The following is a 21,941-nucleotide window of genomic DNA, read 5'->3' as shown; positions in this document are numbered from 1 at the left end:
AAAGCATTTGTCTTTAACTCCTGAGCGACCTCAGGGAGCGATAACTCCCGTTAACTCCTTTACCCCCCCCGATAAATCAGTAACTCATTTCTCGAAGAGAATCAATGCCGACTGTGCATCCACCTGTACGCGGCTGCCTTCCATCGTACCCATGCCCTCCTCATTGATGACAGCATTGTTGCAAACGATGGTATAACTGCCTTGGGGTACATTGACCGTCTTGGCAGACTTGTTACCATTCAACACAACAACAATGCGCTTGCAGGAGTCTATGCCCTTCAGGTCTTTCAGTTGGAAAGCCACGAGACAATCCTCCGTTTTCAGGAACTCCAGATGACGTCGCACCTTGTCAGCCTCAGCCAGACGGAAAGCCGGATGGTTCTTGCGCAACCGGATTAGACGGCTGTAATAGTCGAACACCTGCGGATATCTCTTCAGGTTATCCCAGTCAAGGCAGTTGATACTGTCGGGAGAATTGAAGCTGTTATGTACACCTTTCTTGTCGCGGAGCATCTCCTCGCCACTGAGGATGAGGGGAACACCCTGCGACGTAAACACAGCCGTCTGGGCCAACAGGTCAAGGCGTATCAACTCTGCCATACGCAGATACTCGGGCTTCGAATTATCCTGCAAGCCAGGTACGCTGGCCTTCAAGCGGTCAACAAGACACATATCGTCGTGGCAGCTCACATAGCTTATATGCTGGGTTGGTTGGGCTGTCCAAGGCTTTTTGTCGTAGTTCACCTTCGTCATGTCCACCTGCGGATGGGCAATGCCACCCACAATGCCGAACTTCAGGCTCTCCTCCTCACCGGCGATACCTGCCAGAAAAGCTCCTTTCGTGTCATCGCTGAACGGTCCGCGCAGAGCGTCACGCATGTCATCGCTGAAAGCACCTATGCCGTTCAGCCTGTATGTCCGAGCCTTCATCGCCAACTTCTCCTGCGGATATGCACACGTGCCGGCACTCCATCCCTCACCATATATATAAATGGAAGGGTCTATCCAGTTGACTGCATCACGTATCTGCAGCATTGTCTCAATGTCGTGAATACCCATCAAGTCGAAACGGAAACCGTCGATATGGTATTCGTCAATCCAATATTTCACGCTCTCCAACATGAATTGGCGCATCAGCGGTCTCTCCGAAGCGGTCTCGTTGCCACATCCGGAGCCGTCACTATACGTGCCGTCGGCTGTCTTTCTGTAGTAGACATCGGGATATGTCAGCTGGAAGTTGCTGTTCTTAATGTCGAAAGTATGATTGTACACCACATCGAGAACCACCCTTATACCGGCCTTATGCAAAGCCTGCACCATCTGCTTGAACTCTTTGATGCGCACGGCCGGCGTAAAGGGGTCTGTAGAATAACTGCCCTCCGGCACGTTGTAGTTCTTCGGGTCATATCCCCAATTATACTGCGGCACGGTCAATTGGGTCTCGTCTACCGAAGCATAGTCGAATGACGGAAGGATGTGGATGGCGTTGATGCCCAGATTCTTCAAATGCTCTATGGCCTTGGGCTCTGTCAGAGCCAGGAACTTTCCCTTATGCTGCAAGTCAGAAGAAGCGTCGATGGAGAAATCGCGCCAGTGCATTTCGTAAATTACGAGATCAGCCGGACTCTTCACCTCCGGACGCCTGTCGTTCTCCCACCCCTCGGGGTCGGTCTGCTTCATGTCGATGATGGCACCACGTTGCCCGTTGATGCCCACCGCCTTGGCAAAGACACCGGGACATTCACCCCTGCCGATATTGAAGGTATAGAACTTTCCTTCCAGATTCCCCTTTACCGTCACCTCCCAACGGTCAGCGCCCACAACCTTCATATTGACAGTCTGGACAGCCTTGCCGCCCTGTCCTTCATTGTAGATGCGCACTTGCACCTTATGTTTCTGTGCTGTAGGAGCATTAAGCCGGAATACGGTTTCTCCTGCGGAATAGCTTATCTCGTTGAATGTCTGCTGTGCCATAACGGTTTGAGGCAGGATAGCCGCTGCAAAAGCGACGGCTATCATTCTGTTTATGTAATTCATCTTCTTTTCTCTGTATTTATTGTCAAACAGCCTTTAATGATACGGCGAAACCGCCACCGCGAGCCTCCTTTATCTTCAGCGTGTCACCCTTCTTCACTGTCTTGTGCACAATCTTGTAAGCCTTGGGATTCTTCTCGTAGTCGGCATCGGCTGCATCCTGATATATGGCACACTCATACTTTCTGCCTTTGTCGAGGAAATCGAGCTTTACCACAGCCAGATGCTCCTCCTCGCCCGTCTTGCCGCCAACGAACCAGTCGTCGGTTCCCTTCGCCTTGCGGGCCACGGTGATATACTTGGCCGGTTCTGCCTCTATATACTTTGAGTCATCCCAATCACAAGCCACATCGCGTATGAACTGGAAGGCATCGTCATATTTCTCATAATGCTCAGGCAGGTCGGCCGCCATCTGAAGCGGACTGTACATGACAAGATAAAGCGCCAGCTGACCGCAAAGCGTAGTGTGGACATAACTGGTATTATTGCTCCATGTTGAGAGCTGTGTCTCAAAAATACCCGGTGTATAATCCATCGGACCACCCTGAAGACGTGTGAACGGCAACATTACCGTGTGATAGGGAACGCTGCCGCCGAATGCTTCGTACTCCGTGCCACGGGCACTCTCGTTACCCACGAGGTTAGGCCATGTACGGCAGATACCTGTGGGACGTGTCGCCTCATGGGCATTGACCATGATGTGGTGCTTCGCAGCCGTCTCTATGACATGCTGATAATGATTGTTGCTGAGCTGACTGTAATGATACTCGCCACGCGGGATGATGTCACCCACATAACCCGTCTTCACGGCATCGTAGCCATACTTATTCATCAAGTTGAAAGCGTCCTCCAAATGCCGCTCATAGTTCAAGATGGAAGCAGAAGTCTCATGATGCATCATCAGCTTCACACCCTTCGAGTGGGCATAGTCGTTGAGCATCCTGATATCGAAGTCGGGATAAGGGGTAACGAAGTCGAAGACATCGAGCTTCTGGTGACCGAACCAGTCTTCCCAACCTTCATTCCAGCCTTCCACCAGCACCTCATGCAGACCGTTCCTGGCGGCGAAGTCGATGTACCGTTTCACCTCCTCGTTGGTAGCACCGTGAACGCCGTTGGGCTTGCACTTGCCATAATCGGTGACACCCAGACGCACAGAAGGATAATCATAGGTGTAGGCCCAACTCTTGGTCCCCACTATCATGTTCCACCACACACCGCAGTACTTGGTGGGATGAATCCATGATGTATCGTCTATCTTGCACGGCTCGTTAAGGTTCAATGTCAACTTGCAAGAAAGCATGTCACGGGCGTCATCACTGACCAAGACCGTACGCCATGGAGTGTTGAACGGCGTCTGTATGAAACCTTTCCGGCCCACGGCATCCGGCGTCAGCCACGACTCGAAGGTCAGCGTCTTCTCATCGAGGTTGAGGTGCATCGTCGGATAATCCAGACAAGCAGCCTCGTGGATATTAATATAGAGACCGTCGTTGGTCTTCAACTGCAAGGATGTCTGCACACCAGTGTCAGAGAATACTGTAGTGGAAGAGTTGCTCTTGTAAACCTCACGGTTATTGCTGATCACCTCTCGTATTCCCGTCATAGGAGTTATCTGATACTCATATTCCTGAGTGTCATAATCACCCGGTATCCAATATGCCGTATGGTCATCGGTCATGGCAAACTGAGTGTGCTCCTCCTTTATGACAAAGTAGTTGAGTTCGTTCTGCTGTGGAAACTCGTAACGTAAGCCCATGCCGTAGTCATATACACGGAAACGGATGGTGATGTTGCGTTTGGTAGAAGGCTGATTGAGGTTCACCTCAAGCTCGTTGTAGTTGTTGCGGATGGTAGCCGTCTCACCCCATACCGGCTTCCATGTCTCGTCAAACGATGACGTCTTCGATCCTGTCTCACTGAAGCCGTCCATCAGGTCGGTTTCGTCCTTTCCTTTTGACGCATGCTTGTCCTTGACCAGCTCCAGACCGAGATGCGACGGCTTGCACACCGTCTTGCCCTTGTAGCTCATCTCGTAAGTAGGCTGTCCGTTACCCGTTAAGGAAAACTTCACCTCTACGTTACCGTTGGGAGATGTCACACTTTGTGCCATTGACATCATAGGCAGCAGCACGAGAGACATCATTGCTGATTTCTTATTCATAGACATAAACAGTATTATTATTTTTTACTTTATTTTCTTCTCTACAATCTCCCCGACTGCAACATCAACTCCTTCATTTCCGCCATGAAATCGTTGTCTGCCATCAGGTCCTCTATGTTGAGATGCATCCTGTAACGCCAGTAGTGCTTGGGATTTGCCGGGATGTTGATGCGCTCGGCGTTGGCATCTACCAGACGTATCCTCCCGCTGATGGCCAGCCAGTCCTGTATGCTCAAGATGCAGAGCATCGACGGAGAAGTAAGATGACGGTAAATGATGTCCTTTGCCAACCAGTCAGGCAGCGGATGGGGAGCAGCTCCCTGCCGGTGGAGCATGTTGTTGTAATAGTCCTGCGTGCGCTCCCAGTTCTCGCCCCACCACTGGCGCAGTGTGGGCATGTCATGACTGGAGATGGTACATACCGAACGATACGGATAGCTGCTCAGATGTCCGAATCTCACCGTCGGGTCTTTCGGCATGCTCTGCAGTTCAAGACTCAATATCTTCAACTCGCTCATCACCCATGGCACACAATCGGGCACCATACCCAAGTCTTCAGCACACACCAACATGCGTGTGGCCTCCACCAGCTTGGGCATCTTCTTCATGGCCTCCTTATACCAGAACTGGTTGTTGCGACGGTAGAAGTAGTCGTTATACAGTCGGTTGAACGATGCCTTATCGTTGTCGTAAAGCGACTCGTAAATGAAATCGAGTTGCGCCGAAATACGCGGGTGGAACATGTTGCTGTCCTTCCTGTCACGCACAAAGAGCACGTCACTGATAAGGGCATAAAGTCCGTCTCTGAGCCAAAGTTCTTTCTCTTCAGTGACATCGGCAAAGAGAGCCGCCACCTTTCTCTGCGTGTCCACCTCCGGTTTCATCGCATAACGCTCGTTGTCAAGACGGTCAAGATATTTCTCGCGCACCTCAGCGGCACGCTCACGGAACACACGGTCAAGCACCCAGTCGGTAATGAACGGTTGGGTGAAGCGCTCCTCCTGAAAGTTGAGCCCGTATGACGCTATCTCCTCACGCGACATGGCCAAAGCCGGCGAGAACTGTCCCAGCAGTCCATGTACGGCATTGACAGGAATCTCCCATATGCGGAAGAAGCCCAACACATGGTCTATGCGGTAAGCATCAAAAAACTTCGACATGTTTTGGAAACGGCGCACCCACCAGGCACAATCGTCCTTCAGCATCTCGTCCCAGTTGTAAGTGGGGAACCCCCAGTTCTGACCGTTTACGGAGAAGTCATCAGGCGGTGCACCTGCCTGTCCGTTGAGATTGAAGTATTTCGGCTCCATCCACACGTCGCAGCCGTAACGGTTGACACCGATGGGGATATCGCCCTTCAGAATAACCCCTTTCTGCTTGGCATAGTCATGAGCCTCTTTCATCTGCGTGTTGAGCACATACTGCATGAAGTAGTAGAAGGAAACCTCCTTATACGCCTTACATCTCGGAGAACAGAGAGCCTTACGGTCATCCTCGTTCCATGTATTGTGATCGGGCCACCGTGAGAAATCGGCCGTGCCGTACTTGTCTCTCAGCATGCAATACTGACCGTAGGGCACAAGCCACAGCTCTGTATCCCTAAAAAACTCCTTGAAGCCGACGCTTTTCATAATCGTTTCACCTTCCTGGTCAAACACTTTGCGCAGATAGCCCACCTTGAAGTCGTTGACACGCTCGTAGTCTATCTGCGGCAGTGCGTTGAGCTCGGCACGCGTCTTCTCAGCCTCGGCACGTTCTTTGGCATCGGCAAGTTCAGGCAGGGCACGGAGATCGGCATACTGCGGATGCAGAGCGAAGATACTGATACAGCTGTACGGATAGGAGTCGGTCCATGTGTGAGTTATGGTAGTGTCGTTAACGGGCAAGAGCTGGAGCAACTTCTGACCGGTCTTTTCCACATAGTCTATCATAGTTTTCAGGTCACCGAAGTCACCCACGCCGGCACTGCCACCGCTTCTCAACGAGAACACAGGCACCAATGTTCCTGCCAGTTTGCGGTCGCAATGGGTGAAGAAAGCCTGCCCCATATGGTATACCACCATTTCGCCGGCCTTCATCTCCGGCAGGTCGACGATACGGTTCATGCACGTCTCCCAATGTTCGTTCCCTGTCGTCTTGCTGTCTGAACCCACAAACTTGAATTCCATCCGACTGTCCTCCAAAGCCTCAGCGTCGATATCCACAATCCACTCGTTGTAAACATGTTGCGTCATCCTGACGGCAAGGGCTATGTTCCAGTCGCCCAAAGCCTTGCCGGCACCTGTCACCGTCAGTACCTCACCATCTCTCAGCTGCGGTGCTCTCACCTGCAGGCGCACAGTCCGGACAAACTCCGAAGGCTGCACCACAGCAGGCTGCTGATGGTTGATGCAGTCAGTAAAGGCGCTACTGTATAGATAAGCATCCTCCGGCATCGTTTGCCACCTGTCATAAACCACATAGGTGTCTGCGCGGCCGGCGGAAATATCCAAACGGTGCATGACCACCGTCCATTCGCACCTGCTCACCTTGCCGTCACGCATCACGCTATAATAATAGGAATATGACTGCTTCGGAGTCTTCACCGCCACGGTTTGGCTCCACCGAACCCCATCGCTTGTCAGCATGTGATACTTTGTCAAGCTGCCACTTTCCCAAATATTCAAGACGAGACTCTCACCGAAAGTCGTCCTATAGTCGATGTTGAATTGAATTGTCATGGCTGTTTTTACATTTTAGTTGTCATTTATTCTTTATATTGGCCACTGCCAACGAACCGCAGACCATCAGTATACCTGCCACAATCATCATGTTGCTCTGATGGGAGCCTACAATGCCAAGGACGCTGCCGCCACATACGGCCGCCACAATCTGCGGTATGCAGATTGTTCCGTTGAACAGACCCAGATAAGCCCCCATGTGTCCGTAGCCCTGCAAGGCGTTGGTAACAAAAGTGAATGGCATGGCCAACATGGCCGCCCAGCCCGCACCTATCATCAAGAACGGGATAATCTGCAGATACTGGTCGTGCAGAAACGGTATCAGGACGAAACCCGCACCGCCGATTACCAGACTGACGGAATAGGCAACCTTGGTATTCTTGAACATCGGGAGCACCACGGCCCACGCCACACTGCCTATTGCCTGTACGGCAAAGAGTATGCCCACCCAGTTGCCGGCTTCCTGAAACGGTTCGGAGCCTGGGTCGGTAGTGTTCCAAACGGTCTCGGCGATGGCACCGGTGGAATAGTTCCAAAGATATAGGAACGCGGCCCAGCTGAAAAACTGCACCAGACCCACCTTCCAAAATGTCGAGGGAGCCTTGCGGAGCAGAGAGAGCCAGTCGCCCTTGTCTTCCGTCGTGTCTTGCTTCAGCTCTTCGCTCTGTCCGTTATATTCGGCATATTCCTGCGGATTCCACTCCTTCACATTCATCGTGGTGTAAATGGCACACAGAATCAGAATGACGGCACCTATATAGAACGACCAAATCACCGAGTCTGGCACCACACCCTTGTCTGCCACATTCTTGATACCCAAGAAAGTGAAGAGGAACGGGAAAATGTAGCCCACCACCGAACCGGCATTGCAGAGAAAACTCTGTATGGCGTATGCCCTGGCTTTCTGTTTTTCATTGACCATGTCACCCACCAGCATCTTGAAAGGCTGCATGGCCATATTTATGCTCGTGTCAAGAAACATCAGGGCAATCAGACCGAAAAGCATGGCTCCGCCTACTGCCAGGCCCAACGAGCCGGCATTGGGCAGGAGGCACATCACAATGACGGCTACCACAGCACCTATAAACAGATAAGGTATGCGGCGACCGTAACGGCACCATGTCCTGTCGCTGAATGTGCCGACAATGGGCTGCACAAGGATTCCCATCAGCGGAGGCAGAATCCAGAAATAACTCAAATCGTGAGGATCGGCCCCCAACGTTGCGAAAATACGCGAGATGTTCGCACTCTGCAGAGCATAAGCTATCTGTACTCCAAAGAAGCCGAAACTCAAATTCCAGAGTTTCCAGAATGGTAAATCAGGTTTTTGTTTCATTATCGTTATATATTTTATTGTTTCAGGTCTCTTATCATATATATTCACAATCACCGAAATGCTATTTTTTAAACACCCAAGCAAGAGCCGCTATCTCGTAGTACCTCTTATCACCAAGCTGGTTCTTACCATACCACGCACCGTTTTATCCATCGGAAGAGAGCCTTCCACCAATCCTATCAAGATGTCGGCTGCCTTCTTTCCCACCAAAGTGCCTCTCTGATCCACTGTCGTAAGCAGCGGGTCGCAGGCTTTGGAACGGTCGCCATTGGTGAAGCCACAGATACTGATATCATCAGGCACTTTAAATCCCATGTGTTTCGCCGTATAAAGTATACCTATAGCCGTATCGTCGTTGATGGCAAAGAATGCGTCAGGACGAGGATTCTCCCGCAAAATGGGGGGGGTAAATGCCTCAGCCTCAGCACGATTATCGCATAATTTCACCCAGTCGGGATTTTCCCTAAGTCCATGCTTGACAAGAGCATCATGATAACCATTGTATCTGTTCTTGGATATCTCCATATTCATTGGCGAACCATAGAACGCTATACGGCTGCAACCGGATTCAATCAAGTGGGAAACTGCTGTATAAGCTCCCATATAGTCATCTACAACCACTCGCGAACAATTTATCCCCGTACAGATACGGTCATAGAAAACCAACGGTATACCATTTGACATCAATTTCTGAAAATGACCATACTGCTTTGTATCTTTCGCTTGCGACACAATGATACCACACACCTTGTTCTTGTAGAAATCATTGCAGATGGCCACCTCCTTTTCATAACGTTCGTTGCTCTGAGCCACCATAACACTGTATCCGCGCGAGCGGGCTTCTTCCTCAATACCGGAGAGGACAGACATAAAGAAATAATGTACCATTTCAGGCAAGATTACTCCAATCACCTTCATCGGCTTCACTTTGCTATGCCGTAATGCTTCACCTATCATATTGGGACAGAAGTTGTACTCACGTGCATACTGCTGTATACGTTCCTTCTGGACAGCACTGATACGTGGACTGTCCATCAACGCTCTACTCACCGTGGATACTGATACGCCGAGGTCGCGAGCAATATCTTTCATTGTTTTAGGCATTATCTTGCTCATAGATTGAGGCTTTGACTACGTTGGCAAAATTATTAAATATTATGATAATATTCCATCTTTCGTTTACTTATATCCCGCTTTTTATCATGCAATCGTTTGCACTACAAAAGTAACGGATTTTAATCAATAAAAGTACATGGAATAGTAAAACAAACTACTTTTGTAGCTATAAAAGTCCAAGATGTGGGTATAAAGCCAACTAAAACATTTATTACTATAATTAATATTAACTTAAAACCAAAACGACGATGAAGCAGGTAAAATTCAAATTGCCTCTAAGGACATTGACTCTCGCTGGAGGTCTTCTCCTTGCTGCAAGTTCCTTTGCGCAATCAAATGCCATCAAGGGACAAGTAAAAGATGCTTCGGGTGAGCCCGTTATGGGTGCTACCATCACAGCCAACGGCAAGCCTCTCGGCATTACCGACATCGACGGTAACTTCTCCGTCAATGCCGCACCTGGTACAGAACTGACTTTCACCTATTTGGGAATGACCGCCCAAACCGTAAAAGCTACTACCAACATGGCCATCGTCATGAGCGATGACACCAATGCATTGAACGAAGTTGTTGTCATCGGTTATGGCCAGGCGAAAAAGAATGACCTTACCGGTTCGGTTACAGCCATCAAGCCTGATGAAAAGAACCACGGTCTTATCACCAACGCCCAGGATATGATGCAGGGCAAGATTGCCGGTGTGAATGTCGTAAGCAACGGTGGCTCTCCCGGTAGTGGTGCAAGAATCCGCATCCGTGGCGGTTCGTCACTCAACGCCTCCAATGACCCGCTGATTGTCATTGACGGTCTGGCTATGGACAACCAGGGCGTGAAGGGTCTTTCCAACCCGCTTTCTATGGTCAACCCAAACGACATCGAGAGTTTCACAGTGTTGAAAGACGCTTCTGCCACCGCTATCTACGGTAGCCGCGGTTCTAACGGTGTCATCATCATCACCACCAAAAAAGGACGCAAGAACATGGCTCCGCAGGTGAGCTACAACGGAAGTGTATCCATCTCCACAAAGACCAAGACTCTCGACGTGCTTGACGGCAATCAGTACCGCGAGTTCATAAAGAGCTATTACGGCGAGGAATCGGATGCCGCCGCCCTTCTCGGTACGGCCAACACCGACTGGCAGGACAATATTTACCGCACTGCCGTCAGCCACGAGCATAACCTCACCATTTCCGGCGGCATAGCCAACATGCCATATCGTGTGTCGGTAGGTTACACAGGCCAAAGCGGTATTCTTAAGACAAGCGGTTTCCGTCGCACGACAGCCAGCATGACCCTCAATCCATCGTTCTTTGATGACCACCTGAAGTTTAATGTCAACGGTAAGTTCATGTATGCCAAGAATCAATACGCCAATACCGACGCTATCAGCAACGCCGCACGCATGGACCCGACACAGCCTGTGTACAGCTGGAACAGTCAGTTCAAGAACACCAACAGATACTTTGACTGGATGATTGCCGGAACGACGCTGAACGACCCCGATTATCCGCTCATGCACAACAAAAACGCCACTTCCAACCCCGTAGCAATGCTCAACGAAAAGGATGACAGGGCAAACTCACGCGACTATATGGGCAATGTTGAGGTTGACTATCAAGTACACGGTTTTGAAGACCTCCGTCTTCACATGAATTTCTCCGGTGACTGGGCCAACGGCAATCAGTACACGACATACGCCCCATGGGGACCGACGAACTTCTACTATGGCAACGACGGATTTACGAAAGAGAGCAAATACAACCTCACATACACTGCATACGCACAGTACTACAAAGACTTTGCAAAGACGCAGCACTTTGATATAATGGGTGGTTACGAGTGGTCGCACAACAAGTATTGGGGCAACTCACACTACGCAGGCATCTATCCGTCCACCAACACGGAGACTGACAAAGTGGGGACACTATATAACGAATCGATAAGCGAATGGAAACAGGAGAGCTATCTCGTCAGTTTCTACGGCCGTGCAAACTACATCGCCTTCGATCGCTACATGCTCACCGCCACCGTCCGCCGCGACGGTTCGTCACGCTTCAAAGAGCATTGGGCAACATTCCCGTCTGTAGCTCTCGGATGGAAAATCAACGAAGAGGCATTTCTCAAGAATGTCAAGGCACTGTCAGAGTTGAAGCTCCGTCTCGGTTGGGGTAAGACAGGCCAGCAGGACGGTATAGGCAACTACAACTATTTCGCTTCTTACAACGTAAACAGCACCAACACCAACGGCCGTTACCCGATCAATGGCGTGAACGACAGCGGTCTCCTCTATCGTCCGGACGCTTACAACGAGAATCTTTCGTGGGAAACGACCGAGACATGGAACGCCGGTATCGACTTCAGCTTCCTCAACAACCGCATTACAGGTAGCGTTGACTACTATTACCGCAAGACAACAGACCTTATCAACACTGCGACAGTGGCAGCCGGCTCAAACTTCCGTAACCAGGTGTCCTCAAACATCGGTTCGCTGAAAAACACCGGTGTCGAGATGTCACTCACCGTGCGCCCCATCCAGTCAAAGAACTGGAACTGGGAGGTCACAGCCAACGCAACATACAACAAGAACGAGATTACCGAACTCACAGGCAAATCGGCCATCGTCATGACAGGAGGTATATCCTCCGGTACCGGCAACCTATGCCAGGCTCACTCCGTAGGTCATCCGGCAAACTCGTTCTATGTGTTCCAACAGGTATACGACGCTGCCGGCAAACCGCTTGAGGGCGTGTTCGTCGACCGCAATGCCGACGGAAAGATAACCAACGACGACCGTTATTTCTACAAGAGCCCCGCTGCTCCCTGGATTGCCGGTCTCAGCTCGCGCCTCCAGTACAAGAACTGGGACTTCGGTTTCTCTCTCCGCGCAAGTTTCGACAACTATGTATTCAATGACACACAGGCCGGATACGTGAATGTCGAAAAGAGATACGACTCCTCATTCGACTATCTGCAGAACGTCACTCCTTCCGCTCTTGCCAACGGATGGGTGACATACGACAAGGTGCTCTCCGACCATTTCGTGCAGAACGCAAGTTTCCTTAAATGCGACAACATCACATTGGGTTACTCTTTCGATAATCTGTTCAAAAGCAAAGTATATGACGGACCCTCGGGCCGCATCTTCCTTGCAGCTACCAATGTCTTTACCATCACAAAATATGACGGCATCGATCCGGAAATTTCAGGTGGTGCCGACCGGAACAATCCCGATGGAATCGACAACTACATCTATCCGAGACCGTTCACCATACAGTTAGGACTTAGCCTCAACTTCTGACAACTCATTAAAAGATTATGAATATGAAACTGAAATATTTAAAGAATATACTTCCTGTAGCAGCTCTCATGCTCACAGCAGGATTGGCATCCTGCGTCAACGACCTGGACGTTACACCTGCCGATCCAAGTACGATCATGACTCCTGATGAGCCCGCACTTTACACCAAGTGCTACGCCAACATGGTTCTTGCCGGCCAGACCGGTAAGGACGGTGACTGCGATATCGACGGCCTTGACGGCGGTACAACCGGATTCGTCCGTCAGCTGTTCAACGCTCAGGAACTGGGCACCGACGAGTCGATTTGTGCATGGAGTGACCCCGGTATTCCCGATTTCAACTACAATCAGAACACAGCGGCGCATCCGATGTTGAGAGGATTCTATTACCGTCTGTACAACGGTATCAACTACTGCAACCATTATCTCAACGTGTGTGGCGGTATTGACGGTACACGTACTGCCGAAATCCGTTTCCTCCGCACACTCTATTATTACTATCTGATGGATCTGTACGGCAATGTACCCTTCACATTAAATCTTTCGGCCTCCAACGCACATCAGATAGCCCGTGCCGACCTTTTCAAATGGATAGAGGCAGAGCTTCTCGGCAAGGTTGTCACCATCAATGCCATGGATGATCCGTCTGCCGTCATAGTTGAAACGACAGAAGACGGATGCCTCGCAAAGATGCAGGCTCCCGTTGCACGCACAAGCTCAAAGGCCGACGGCTACGGACGTGCCGATCAGGATGCCGCCAATATGCTCCTCGCACGTATGTACCTCAACGCCAAAGTTTACACAGGTGAAGAGCGTTGGAGTGAGGCCAAGGAATATGCCGAAAAGGTAATCAACGGCCCTCACAAACTCTGGACTACGGGCAAGGGTAAGTGGACGGCTTACCAGATGCTCTTCATGGGGGACAACGGCGAGAGCGGTGCTTCCGTAGAGGCTGTCCTTCCGCTGCTCAACGACGGAGCCATAACCACTGCCTACGGTTGCACCTACTTCCTCATATCTTCTACTTGGAAAGCAGATATGGAAGTGAACGCTGCTGACGCCAGCTGCGGCGACCCATGGTCAGGCAACCGTGCCCGCAGCGTACTGCTCCGTAAGTTTTTCCCCAACTCCGATGCCCCCACTGTCAATATAGAAGACATGGTGGCTGCAGCCGGTGACGACCGTGCTCTCTTCTACGGCATCGACCGAGAGCTTGTTGTCACCACGCCGACAGAATTCTCAAGCGGTTATTCGGTTGGCAAGTTCCGCAATTCCTATTCTAACGGTGGTGCACAGCACGACCCGAAGTGTCCGGACGCCGACTTCTTCCTCATGCGTTCAGCAGAGGCTTACCTCATCGCTGCAGAGGCCGACGCACAGCTCAACGGCGGCGTGACGACAGCCACAGGAACAGGCTACCTCAACCAACTCCGCACCCGCGCCAATGCAACGACCATGAACCAATTCTCGCTCAACCAGATTCTTGACGAGCGTGCCCGCGAACTATATTATGAGGGCTTCCGCCGTACCGACCTCATACGTTACGGATACTATGGCGGCAATACCGACTACAAATGGGAGTGGAAAGGCGGTGATCCCAACGGTGTGAGCTTCAGTGAGACAAGAAACATCTTTGCATTGCCTGATGACGATATCAATGTCAACAAGAACCTCAAACAGAATCCGGGTTATTAATATATAAAAATGTATAAGAATATGAACAAGATATTTTCAAACATAATGTTATTTGCGGCAGGAGTACTCTCGATGACTTCCTGCAGCGATGACCGCGACTCAAACCCGACACTGCTACAGCCCACCGAGTTTAAGCTCAACGCTCCTTCCGTTGCCAACGGCACTGTTGACCTGTCGCGCACAGAAAGCATCAACCTAACATGGTCACAGCCGCAATACACTGCCGACAATGCACCTGTCATAGCCACATATTATGTCCAGGTATCCACAAAAGGAACTTTCGAAAAGGTATACGACATTGCTGCCGAAGACAACACAGGTGCCGACTACGTCACTCTCGAAGAGACAACTACAGAATGTAAGACCGGCATCTTGGCGACATCCCTCGCCAAAGCCCTACAGCAGCTCAATGTATGGGAGGAAAATGCTGTTCCGGGAAAGGTGGAACTCAGCATCCGTTTGAAGGCGGCCGTAATTGACGCCGGTATGAACGCTTTTGGCGAAGTGGTGTCAAACGTGATCAAGATCAACGCCATTCCTTACTATGTAGAGCTTAAGGATGCCGATCCCGACTGGTGGTATCTTATCGGTGGTGACATCGCAGACGGCAAGTGGGCCGATGACGTACCTACAAGTCTCTTCCCGATGCAGCCACAGAAAGACTACGAATTTGACAAGAAGACCGGCGACGGCGAACTTGTATGGACCGGTTACCTCGCAGGCAACGGCTTCAAACTCAAGAAAGCTCCCGGCGACTGGGATCATCAGTGGGGTATGAACGGAAGCGACTTTGTAGAGAACGACGGAGGCTCGGGCAACATCACAATGGCTCCGGGATATTACACCGTAACTCTTAACACTGGCAAACACGAACTGAAGGTCGAGCCTTATGCAGAGAGTGTTACGACAAGAGCACAAATGTATATTCTCGGTGACTTCAACGGTTGGTCACAAGACACACCGATGAATCCTGTAACAACGGTTGCCGGCGCAGACAATCACGACTGGTGGATCGAGATGGAACTGCCGGCCGGTGGTGTAAAATTCAACCAGGGTGACTGGGACTTCAACATCGGCGGTCCGGTAACGACTCTCAGTGACGGCTTCTACGGATACGGAACACACAACGGTGAAAACATCACAATTGAAACTGCAGGCAAATACCTCATCATCCTCAATGATATCACCGGCTACTACCGTTTCATCTTAAAATAATTCAATAAAAACAGATTTTTATGATTAAGAAAATATTATTCGGATTTGCCTTTATTGCCACTGTAGCATCATGCACAGATGATGACTACACTGACTGGGCACAGCCACAAGCCTACCCGGAAACAGAGGCTATAACATTTGGAAACGGCAGCGTTTCCGAAGTCACCCTCATCGACTTTGCCACAATAGCCGAAGAGCAGCAGAACGTGAAAGTGTGCAATGTTGTGGCTCCTACAGCCACAGACGAGGCTTACTCAAAAGTGACATACCGGCTGAACATCGGTTCCGCAAGCTACAACATGACAGCCGACGGCGAGATGGCAACAGCCGACCTCAAGAAGTATGTCGAAGACAACTTCGGCAAGGCTCCCGTAGAGCGCGACATGACAGCCACTGTCGAGCAGTGGCTGTCAAACGGCGAGACAACCGTCAAGACCGCCACGTCGGGCGAGTTTGCCATCAAGGCCAAGCTAACGGCTCCCGACATCTCCGAGCATTACTACATCATCGGTCAGCCGTCGGCATGGGAACCCGCATGCACCACTCTCCCGTTCACTCACAGCGAACAGAATGTTTACGACGACCCGATATTCACCGTGATGTTCGACGCTTCATGCGTAAACGCCGAAGGTGACATATGGTTCGCCATAACCGACGACAAGACTGTTGCCTCCAACGACTGGAGTATGGTACTCGGCATCAAGGAAGGCAATGGCAACAACAAGCTTGGTGAGGCCGGATTCCTGGCACGCCGCAACGAACTCACCGATGACGGTTCGTTAAAGGTACATCCCGGTGACGCACGCTTTGTGAAAGTGACCCTGAACATGATGGAAGGCACATACGTCGTAGAGCTTATCAACTTTCAGGAATATCTCTACGTGGCAGGTTCCGGCAACGGATGGAGCCAGAACGACGTCATTTCCTCACAGGCTTTCGACGGCAATTACAAAGGCTTCATGTGGCTCGGCAACGAGTTCAAACTCTGCTCACAGCAAAACTGGGACGGCCTCAACTATGGCAAAGACTTCTCCACTGCCGGTGATGCCGCCAACATGACTCTTCCTGAAGGAATCGGTGAAGGCTACTGCATGCTTGAGGCAAGTCTGGTTGACAAGACCATCACGGTCACTCCTATAACAACAATCGGTGTTATCGGTGACGCGACCGCCGGCGGATGGGACGCAAGCACTCCTCTTGAATATAACAAGGACAAGCGTTGCTGGGAAGGCGATGTGACCTTCACCTCAGGAACTTTCAAGTTCCGCGCCAATGACGCTTGGGCCATCAACTGGGGCGGCCCCACGGAAAACCTGACAATGGGAGGTGACAACATCACGGTGGAAGCCGGAACATATCACGTCGCTATCTATCCTAATTGCCCGGGGAAGGCCATGTGCACTCTCGAGGCTAAATAACATTGGAAGACAGATATTGTAATAGCTTTTTAAGGCCGTGTCAAAATCCGGCCCATCAGACTTGCAGGGACATATTCTTGTATTTGTCCGTTTTTATAACATGTTGATATTCAACATTTATTTGGCGGCCAAATACAAGAATATGTCCCAACTTCATGTAATATTCATATTCTGACACACCATCCTCATTGTTGTCTTCGCAGTCGGATTTTTCCGGTCCGGCATAAAAGTTTTGGAACCGGATGCAATCGTTTGCGCAGCAATATCCTGATGATTCACAACAATACACGAAAAAGATAACAAATAATGATGTATCTTTGCATAAGATAAACTACACTCGGCAATTTGAAAACAAGTTTTCATTGCGCTCGTTTGTACTATCTTTGCATAAGATTGATTTAATAACTAAAACTTAAAACATGAAGAAATTTTTATCACTCTTTGTTGCACTCATCACAACAATAAACATACAGGCGCAGGGATGGCCGGCACAATATGGCGGAGTGATACTGCAAGGATTCTCCTGGGACAGTTACGACTACTCACAATGGACAATACTCGAGTCACAAGCCACCGACATGAAAGGATTCATCGACTTCGTATGGGTGCCGCAAAGCGGCAAATGCCTGGAGACGACACAGGTGATGGGGTACATGCCTTACTACTACTTCCGGCACGACTCCAGTTTCGGAACAGAAACCGAGTTGCGTTCCATGATCAAGACCTTCAAGGAAAACGGTATCATGACCATGGCCGATGTTGTGGTCAATCACCATCAGACTGACGGATGGTTCGATTTCCCCGCCGAGACCTACAACGGTGTCACATACCAGTTTATGAGCACTGACATCTGCAAGAATGATGACGGCGGCAACACGCTGAAACAGGCCAACGCCCAAAGCGTCAGCCTCAGTCCGAACAACGATGAGGGCGAAGACTTTTCGGGTGGCCGCGACCTCGACCACAAGAGCGAAAACGTGCAACGCATCGTCAAGGCCTACGTTAAATATCTGAAAGACGATCTTGGCTATGAGGGGTTCAGATATGACATGGTGAAAGGCTTCGACGCCAGTCACGTAGCCGACTATAACGACGCTGCCGGCATTGAATATTCTGTAGGCGAACACTGGAGCAGTGTGTCGGAAACATCATCATGGATAAAGGCTACCGACTACAAGAGTGCCGCTTTCGACTTTCAGTTCCACTATGCCATGACCAATGCCATCAAGCAAAGCAACTGGCAACAGCTCAACAACCACAAGACGCTGATGCACGACGCAGACTTCAGGCGTTACGCAGTGACTTTCGTAGAGAACCACGACATACAGGACCGTGGTGTGCCCGACGGGCAATACAACACCAAAGATCCCATCGCCGAACCGTACATCCTCGCCGCCAATGCCTATCTGCTGGCCATGCCCGGCACACCGTGTATATTCCAGCCTCACTGGAGAGCATACGAGCAGGAACTGAAGAGCATGATCGAAGCCCGCAAACTGGCCGGTATCACCAACACGAGCGACTTCGGGTCGTATCTCTCCAACACGGCCTACTGCCAGACATTCGCAAAGGGCGAAGATAACAAGCGGCTTATGGTTGCCGTCGGCGACGAAACGAAATTCTCTGTACCGAACAACTACACCCGTATATTGGGTGGAAGCCACTACGCCTATTTCCTTACAAAGAATGCCGAGACGGCATGGACAAACAAGCCTTCGGGCACATACGGCGAGGCGTTTGACGTCACGCTGACGGCTGTGAGTGAAGACGCCAACGCGAAACTGGTGTACACACTCGACGGCACTGACCCCAAGGCGAACAGCACACAGGTGAACAGCGGCGCCACTGTCAGAATAGACAAAGCCTGCACCTTGAAGGCGGCTCTGCTGACAGGAGGCAAGGTGACGGGCTTGACAACAAAGGAATATGCCATCAAGGCGTTCGAACCTTATTCGTTCAAGGTGTACGTAAGCACGGACCATGTGGGATGGAAAGACATCAACTTCTATTCGTGGGGAACCAACAGCAAAAACAGTTCTGCCAAGTGGCCTGGCGACAAGATAACCACCACGGAGACCGTCAACGGCAAGACATGGTACTGCAAGGAATACTACATCGACAGCAAAAACGATCTTGTGAACTTCGTATTCAGCACCGGTTCCGGCTCACCGCAGACAGTAGACAAGACCGGGATCAACAAGACTGCCTATCTTGAGATTTCCACTACCATGAGCAATGGCAAATACACCATAAACGATGTGACCAAAGATATGACCACCGGCATTCATGCAACGGCCATCGACACCTCCGGCAACGACAACGGGTGGTATGACATCAACGGAAGACGCTACAACAAACGTCCAGCCAACCGCGGACTATACATCCACCAAGGCAAGAAATACGTCATCAACTAACCAACCGGCAAAATAAAACAACTCATGAACAAGAACATCAGAAACATTCTGGCAACAGCATTGCTCATTGTGGGCAATGCTGTTGCCGTTTCGGCACAGAACAAATATGTGGGTGGCGACATTTCACTGCTGCCCACCAATGAGACTTGGGGCGCCCGCTATCTTGACAAGGACGGCCGGGCCATCGACGACCTTCTCTCTTTCTTCAAGCAAGAAGGAGGCATGAACGCCATGCGCGTCCGACTGTTTGTGGCACCGGAGAAATATAATGGTTCCGACAAGGATGCAAATGCCTGTCAAGACCTGGAATATGTAAAGGCACTGGGCAAGCGCATAAAAGATGCGGTGCTTGACTTCATGCTCGACTTCCACTACAGCGACACGTGGGCAGACCCGGCCAAGCAGTGGACTCCGGCCGACTGGGCACAGCTCTCCGATGACGAGTTGCAAACCAAGATCTACGAATACACCAAAGAATGTCTCACCACCCTGAAGGAAGCAGGTGCCGAACCGGACATGATTCAGACTGGCAATGAGATAAGCTACGGCATGTTGTGGGGACCGTATCAGGCCGACGAGTCACAACTCAAGAAATGCTACACCAACAGTCCTGCCGCCAACTGGACACGCTTCACCAATCTGCTGAAACAGGCAGGAAAGGCCTGCCGCGAGGTGTGTCCGCAGGCCAAAATCATTCTGCACACCGAGCGGGCTACGCAAGTGAACGTATTGACCAACTTCTATGACATGATGAAACAGGCAGGCGTAGATTACGACATAATAGGTCTGAGCTACTACCCCATCTGGCACAGTACGATAGCAACTCTGGAAACAGCCATCAGAACTCTCGAAACGAAATACGCCGACAAGCAAATCATGGTAGTGGAATTAGGGTGTCCTTATTCCTGGTTGCCTTCCGACAAGGAATATACTCCCGCTTACGATGCCACGGAAGCAGGCCAGCAACAATTCACCAGCGACCTTATCACCATGCTGAACAGACACACCGGCGTGACAGGCTTGTTCTGGTGGTGGATGGAATATAACGCTTATCCGTGGGAGACTACCCACAGAAACAACTGGTGGTATGCCCCGCTCTTCAACAGCAACACAGGCAAGGCAATGCCGGCTTTCTACGAGATGAAGAACTTTTCTCCCAATACAGCCAATATCCAACAGTTATCCTACACCTCCCGACCGGATGACTGGTACACATTCGACGGCATGAGACTTTCGAAGAAACCTATCAAACGTGGATATTACATTAATAACAAGATGAAGGTGGCTGTCAAATAGCCATCTTTTTAGTTAAACCAAATGAGGGGCTGTGTCAAAATCCGGTCCATTTTGCTTGTAGGGACTTTACCTTTTGCAATATCTATATTTTGACACAGCCCCATGGCGAGAAAACGGGGAATGAAATCCAACTTTCAGCTTCATCAATCTGTCTTCAAATCCACGACCCGATATTCATGGCCTGTTGCCGGTACGACTTTACCGAGCAAATCGCCCAACAGCAGCTTCAGGGTAGCCGTGTTCACACAAGGATGACAACCGATGAAGTCCGATGACAGTAAATCACGGTCAACGACCGGCAACACTTTTCCCTGCTTGTCATTAATCAGTCCCATCGGAGATACTGCACCGGGATGTATGCCAAGCAATTCTATCATGTGGCTCTCATCGGCAAAAGACAGACGGGCGCAACCTAATTCAGATGACAGATATTTAGTCTTGAACACCTTGTCACCGGGAAGCATCAACAGATAAAACTGTGTATGCTGTCTGTTGCACAGAAACAAGTTCTTGCAAACCGGTGCTCCGAGATGCTTCTCCACCACGGCACATTCGTCCATGGTAAACGCCGCGCCATGGCACAGTGTCTCATACATGACACCGCGTCTGTCAAGAAAATCATACACACTCCGCTCCACATCGCTCATCACCGCTGTATATGGCGGATGTCCTGAGAATAACTCCATTGGCTTCATAAATTCAATACAACGTATTTATCACACGTCAACATTAATTATATTCAGTACAAAAGTACATAAAAAGCATGAGTTTTTACACCGGCATAATAAAGAAATCATTTTTTCTTTAAAGGAAAGAAATCTATTTCATACGAGAATCCAACATAAGTTGGTTAATAAAATTAAATTGGCCAACAAGATTAAGTTGGCCAACAAGATTAAGTTGGTAAACAAGATTAAGTTGGTAAACAAGATTAAGTTGGTAAACAAGATTAAACTACATTATTGTCCTGGCATAGGATGGATGCGCCTTGATGGATGCGCCTTGAAAAGGCAGCAAGCACATAGCCCGGGGCAGAGCGAAGCGGCACCCCGGGAACAACACGATTGCACGCATTCGCCCTGTAGGGGCAAAAGCAGTAATTATCAGATATTTACGGTTTCATATTGTATATATATTTATGCTTTTGCCCTTGCAGGGCGCGGGGATTGTCAATGTATGATTCCCGGGGTGCCGCTTCGCTCTGCCCCGGGCTATGTGCTTGCTGCCTTTTCAAGGCG

General features: G+C 50.2%; 12 protein-coding genes. 6 read left to right on the top strand and 6 right to left on the bottom strand.

All coding sequences use genetic code 11. From position 1 onward, the window contains the following. Window positions 1–84: 84 nt before the first annotated feature. The 5 genes from pulA to HPS55_RS03670 all read right to left on the bottom strand — a co-directional run bounded on the left by pulA (window position 85) and on the right by HPS55_RS03670 (window position 9,370). Window positions 85–2,037 carry a type I pullulanase gene (gene pulA / locus HPS55_RS03690; RefSeq protein WP_172176456.1) on the bottom strand — a complete coding sequence of 651 codons (1,953 nt, stop codon included), beginning with the start codon at window positions 2,035–2,037 and terminating at the stop codon, window positions 85–87. Window positions 2,038–2,059: 22 nt separating this feature from the next. Beyond that, complete coding sequence (locus HPS55_RS03685) at window positions 2,060–4,198, bottom strand: glycoside hydrolase family 97 protein (RefSeq protein ID WP_172176458.1); 2,139 nt, start codon at window positions 4,196–4,198, stop codon at window positions 2,060–2,062. A gap of 41 nt (window positions 4,199–4,239) precedes the next feature. Further along, entirely contained in the window at window positions 4,240–6,918 is a 2,679-nt protein-coding gene (locus tag HPS55_RS03680) for a 4-alpha-glucanotransferase (protein WP_172176460.1), read from the bottom strand. A gap of 22 nt (window positions 6,919–6,940) precedes the next feature. Next, entirely contained in the window at window positions 6,941–8,254 is a 1,314-nt protein-coding gene (locus tag HPS55_RS03675) for an MFS transporter (RefSeq protein ID WP_172176462.1), read from the bottom strand. Between the two features lie 90 nt (window positions 8,255–8,344). Then, window positions 8,345–9,370, bottom strand: a complete 1,026-nt coding sequence (locus HPS55_RS03670; protein ID WP_172176464.1) for a LacI family DNA-binding transcriptional regulator — start codon at window positions 9,368–9,370, stop codon at window positions 8,345–8,347. A gap of 248 nt (window positions 9,371–9,618) precedes the next feature. Here HPS55_RS03670 and HPS55_RS03665 point away from each other — a divergent pair, with 248 nt between their 5' ends. From HPS55_RS03665 to HPS55_RS03640, 6 genes are all read left to right on the top strand, one after another. Beyond that, window positions 9,619–12,666 carry a SusC/RagA family TonB-linked outer membrane protein gene (locus HPS55_RS03665; RefSeq protein WP_172324689.1) on the top strand — a complete coding sequence of 1,016 codons (3,048 nt, stop codon included), beginning with the start codon at window positions 9,619–9,621 and terminating at the stop codon, window positions 12,664–12,666. Window positions 12,667–12,683: 17 nt separating this feature from the next. Beyond that, window positions 12,684–14,360, top strand: a complete 1,677-nt coding sequence (locus HPS55_RS03660) for a RagB/SusD family nutrient uptake outer membrane protein (protein WP_410543854.1) — start codon at window positions 12,684–12,686, stop codon at window positions 14,358–14,360. A 21-nt stretch (window positions 14,361–14,381) separates the two neighbouring features. Next, window positions 14,382–15,575 (top strand): SusE domain-containing protein, encoded by a 1,194-nt coding sequence (locus tag HPS55_RS03655; RefSeq protein ID WP_172176470.1) that lies wholly within the window; start codon window positions 14,382–14,384, stop codon window positions 15,573–15,575. Between the two features lie 20 nt (window positions 15,576–15,595). Further along, window positions 15,596–16,993 (top strand): Outer membrane protein SusF domain-containing protein, encoded by a 1,398-nt coding sequence (locus HPS55_RS03650; RefSeq protein ID WP_172176472.1) that lies wholly within the window; start codon window positions 15,596–15,598, stop codon window positions 16,991–16,993. 419 nt (window positions 16,994–17,412) lie between these two features. Continuing rightward, complete coding sequence (locus HPS55_RS03645) at window positions 17,413–19,407, top strand: alpha-amylase family glycosyl hydrolase (protein ID WP_172176474.1); 1,995 nt, start codon at window positions 17,413–17,415, stop codon at window positions 19,405–19,407. A 24-nt stretch (window positions 19,408–19,431) separates the two neighbouring features. Further along, window positions 19,432–20,703, top strand: a complete 1,272-nt coding sequence (locus HPS55_RS03640; RefSeq protein ID WP_172176476.1) for a glycosyl hydrolase 53 family protein — start codon at window positions 19,432–19,434, stop codon at window positions 20,701–20,703. A 143-nt stretch (window positions 20,704–20,846) separates the two neighbouring features. On the opposite strand, the gene HPS55_RS03635 is transcribed toward HPS55_RS03640, so the two are convergent. Continuing rightward, window positions 20,847–21,389 carry a prolyl-tRNA synthetase associated domain-containing protein gene (locus HPS55_RS03635; protein ID WP_172176478.1) on the bottom strand — a complete coding sequence of 181 codons (543 nt, stop codon included), beginning with the start codon at window positions 21,387–21,389 and terminating at the stop codon, window positions 20,847–20,849. Between the last annotated feature and the right edge of the window lie 552 nt (window positions 21,390–21,941).

The sequence above is a fragment of the Xylanibacter rodentium genome (assembly GCF_013166575.1).
Lineage (GTDB): Bacteria > Bacteroidota > Bacteroidia > Bacteroidales > Bacteroidaceae > Prevotella > Prevotella rodentium.
The sequence above is the reverse complement of the archived record's forward strand: the minus strand, read 5'-3'. Positions and strand labels throughout refer to the sequence as shown.

Coding starts and splice junctions, on each gene's coding strand:
- pulA (WP_172176456.1), bottom strand. CDS start 2,037: ATGAATTACATAAACAGAATGATAGCCGTCGCTTTTGCAGCGGCTATC.
- HPS55_RS03685 (WP_172176458.1), bottom strand. CDS start 4,198: ATGAATAAGAAATCAGCAATGATGTCTCTCGTGCTGCTGCCTATGATG.
- HPS55_RS03680 (WP_172176460.1), bottom strand. CDS start 6,918: ATGACAATTCAATTCAACATCGACTATAGGACGACTTTCGGTGAGAGT.
- HPS55_RS03675 (WP_172176462.1), bottom strand. CDS start 8,254: ATGAAACAAAAACCTGATTTACCATTCTGGAAACTCTGGAATTTGAGT.
- HPS55_RS03670 (WP_172176464.1), bottom strand. CDS start 9,370: ATGAGCAAGATAATGCCTAAAACAATGAAAGATATTGCTCGCGACCTC.
- HPS55_RS03665 (WP_172324689.1), top strand. CDS start 9,619: ATGAAGCAGGTAAAATTCAAATTGCCTCTAAGGACATTGACTCTCGCT.
- HPS55_RS03660 (WP_410543854.1), top strand. CDS start 12,684: ATGAATATGAAACTGAAATATTTAAAGAATATACTTCCTGTAGCAGCT.
- HPS55_RS03655 (WP_172176470.1), top strand. CDS start 14,382: ATGAACAAGATATTTTCAAACATAATGTTATTTGCGGCAGGAGTACTC.
- HPS55_RS03650 (WP_172176472.1), top strand. CDS start 15,596: ATGATTAAGAAAATATTATTCGGATTTGCCTTTATTGCCACTGTAGCA.
- HPS55_RS03645 (WP_172176474.1), top strand. CDS start 17,413: ATGAAGAAATTTTTATCACTCTTTGTTGCACTCATCACAACAATAAAC.
- HPS55_RS03640 (WP_172176476.1), top strand. CDS start 19,432: ATGAACAAGAACATCAGAAACATTCTGGCAACAGCATTGCTCATTGTG.
- HPS55_RS03635 (WP_172176478.1), bottom strand. CDS start 21,389: ATGGAGTTATTCTCAGGACATCCGCCATATACAGCGGTGATGAGCGAT.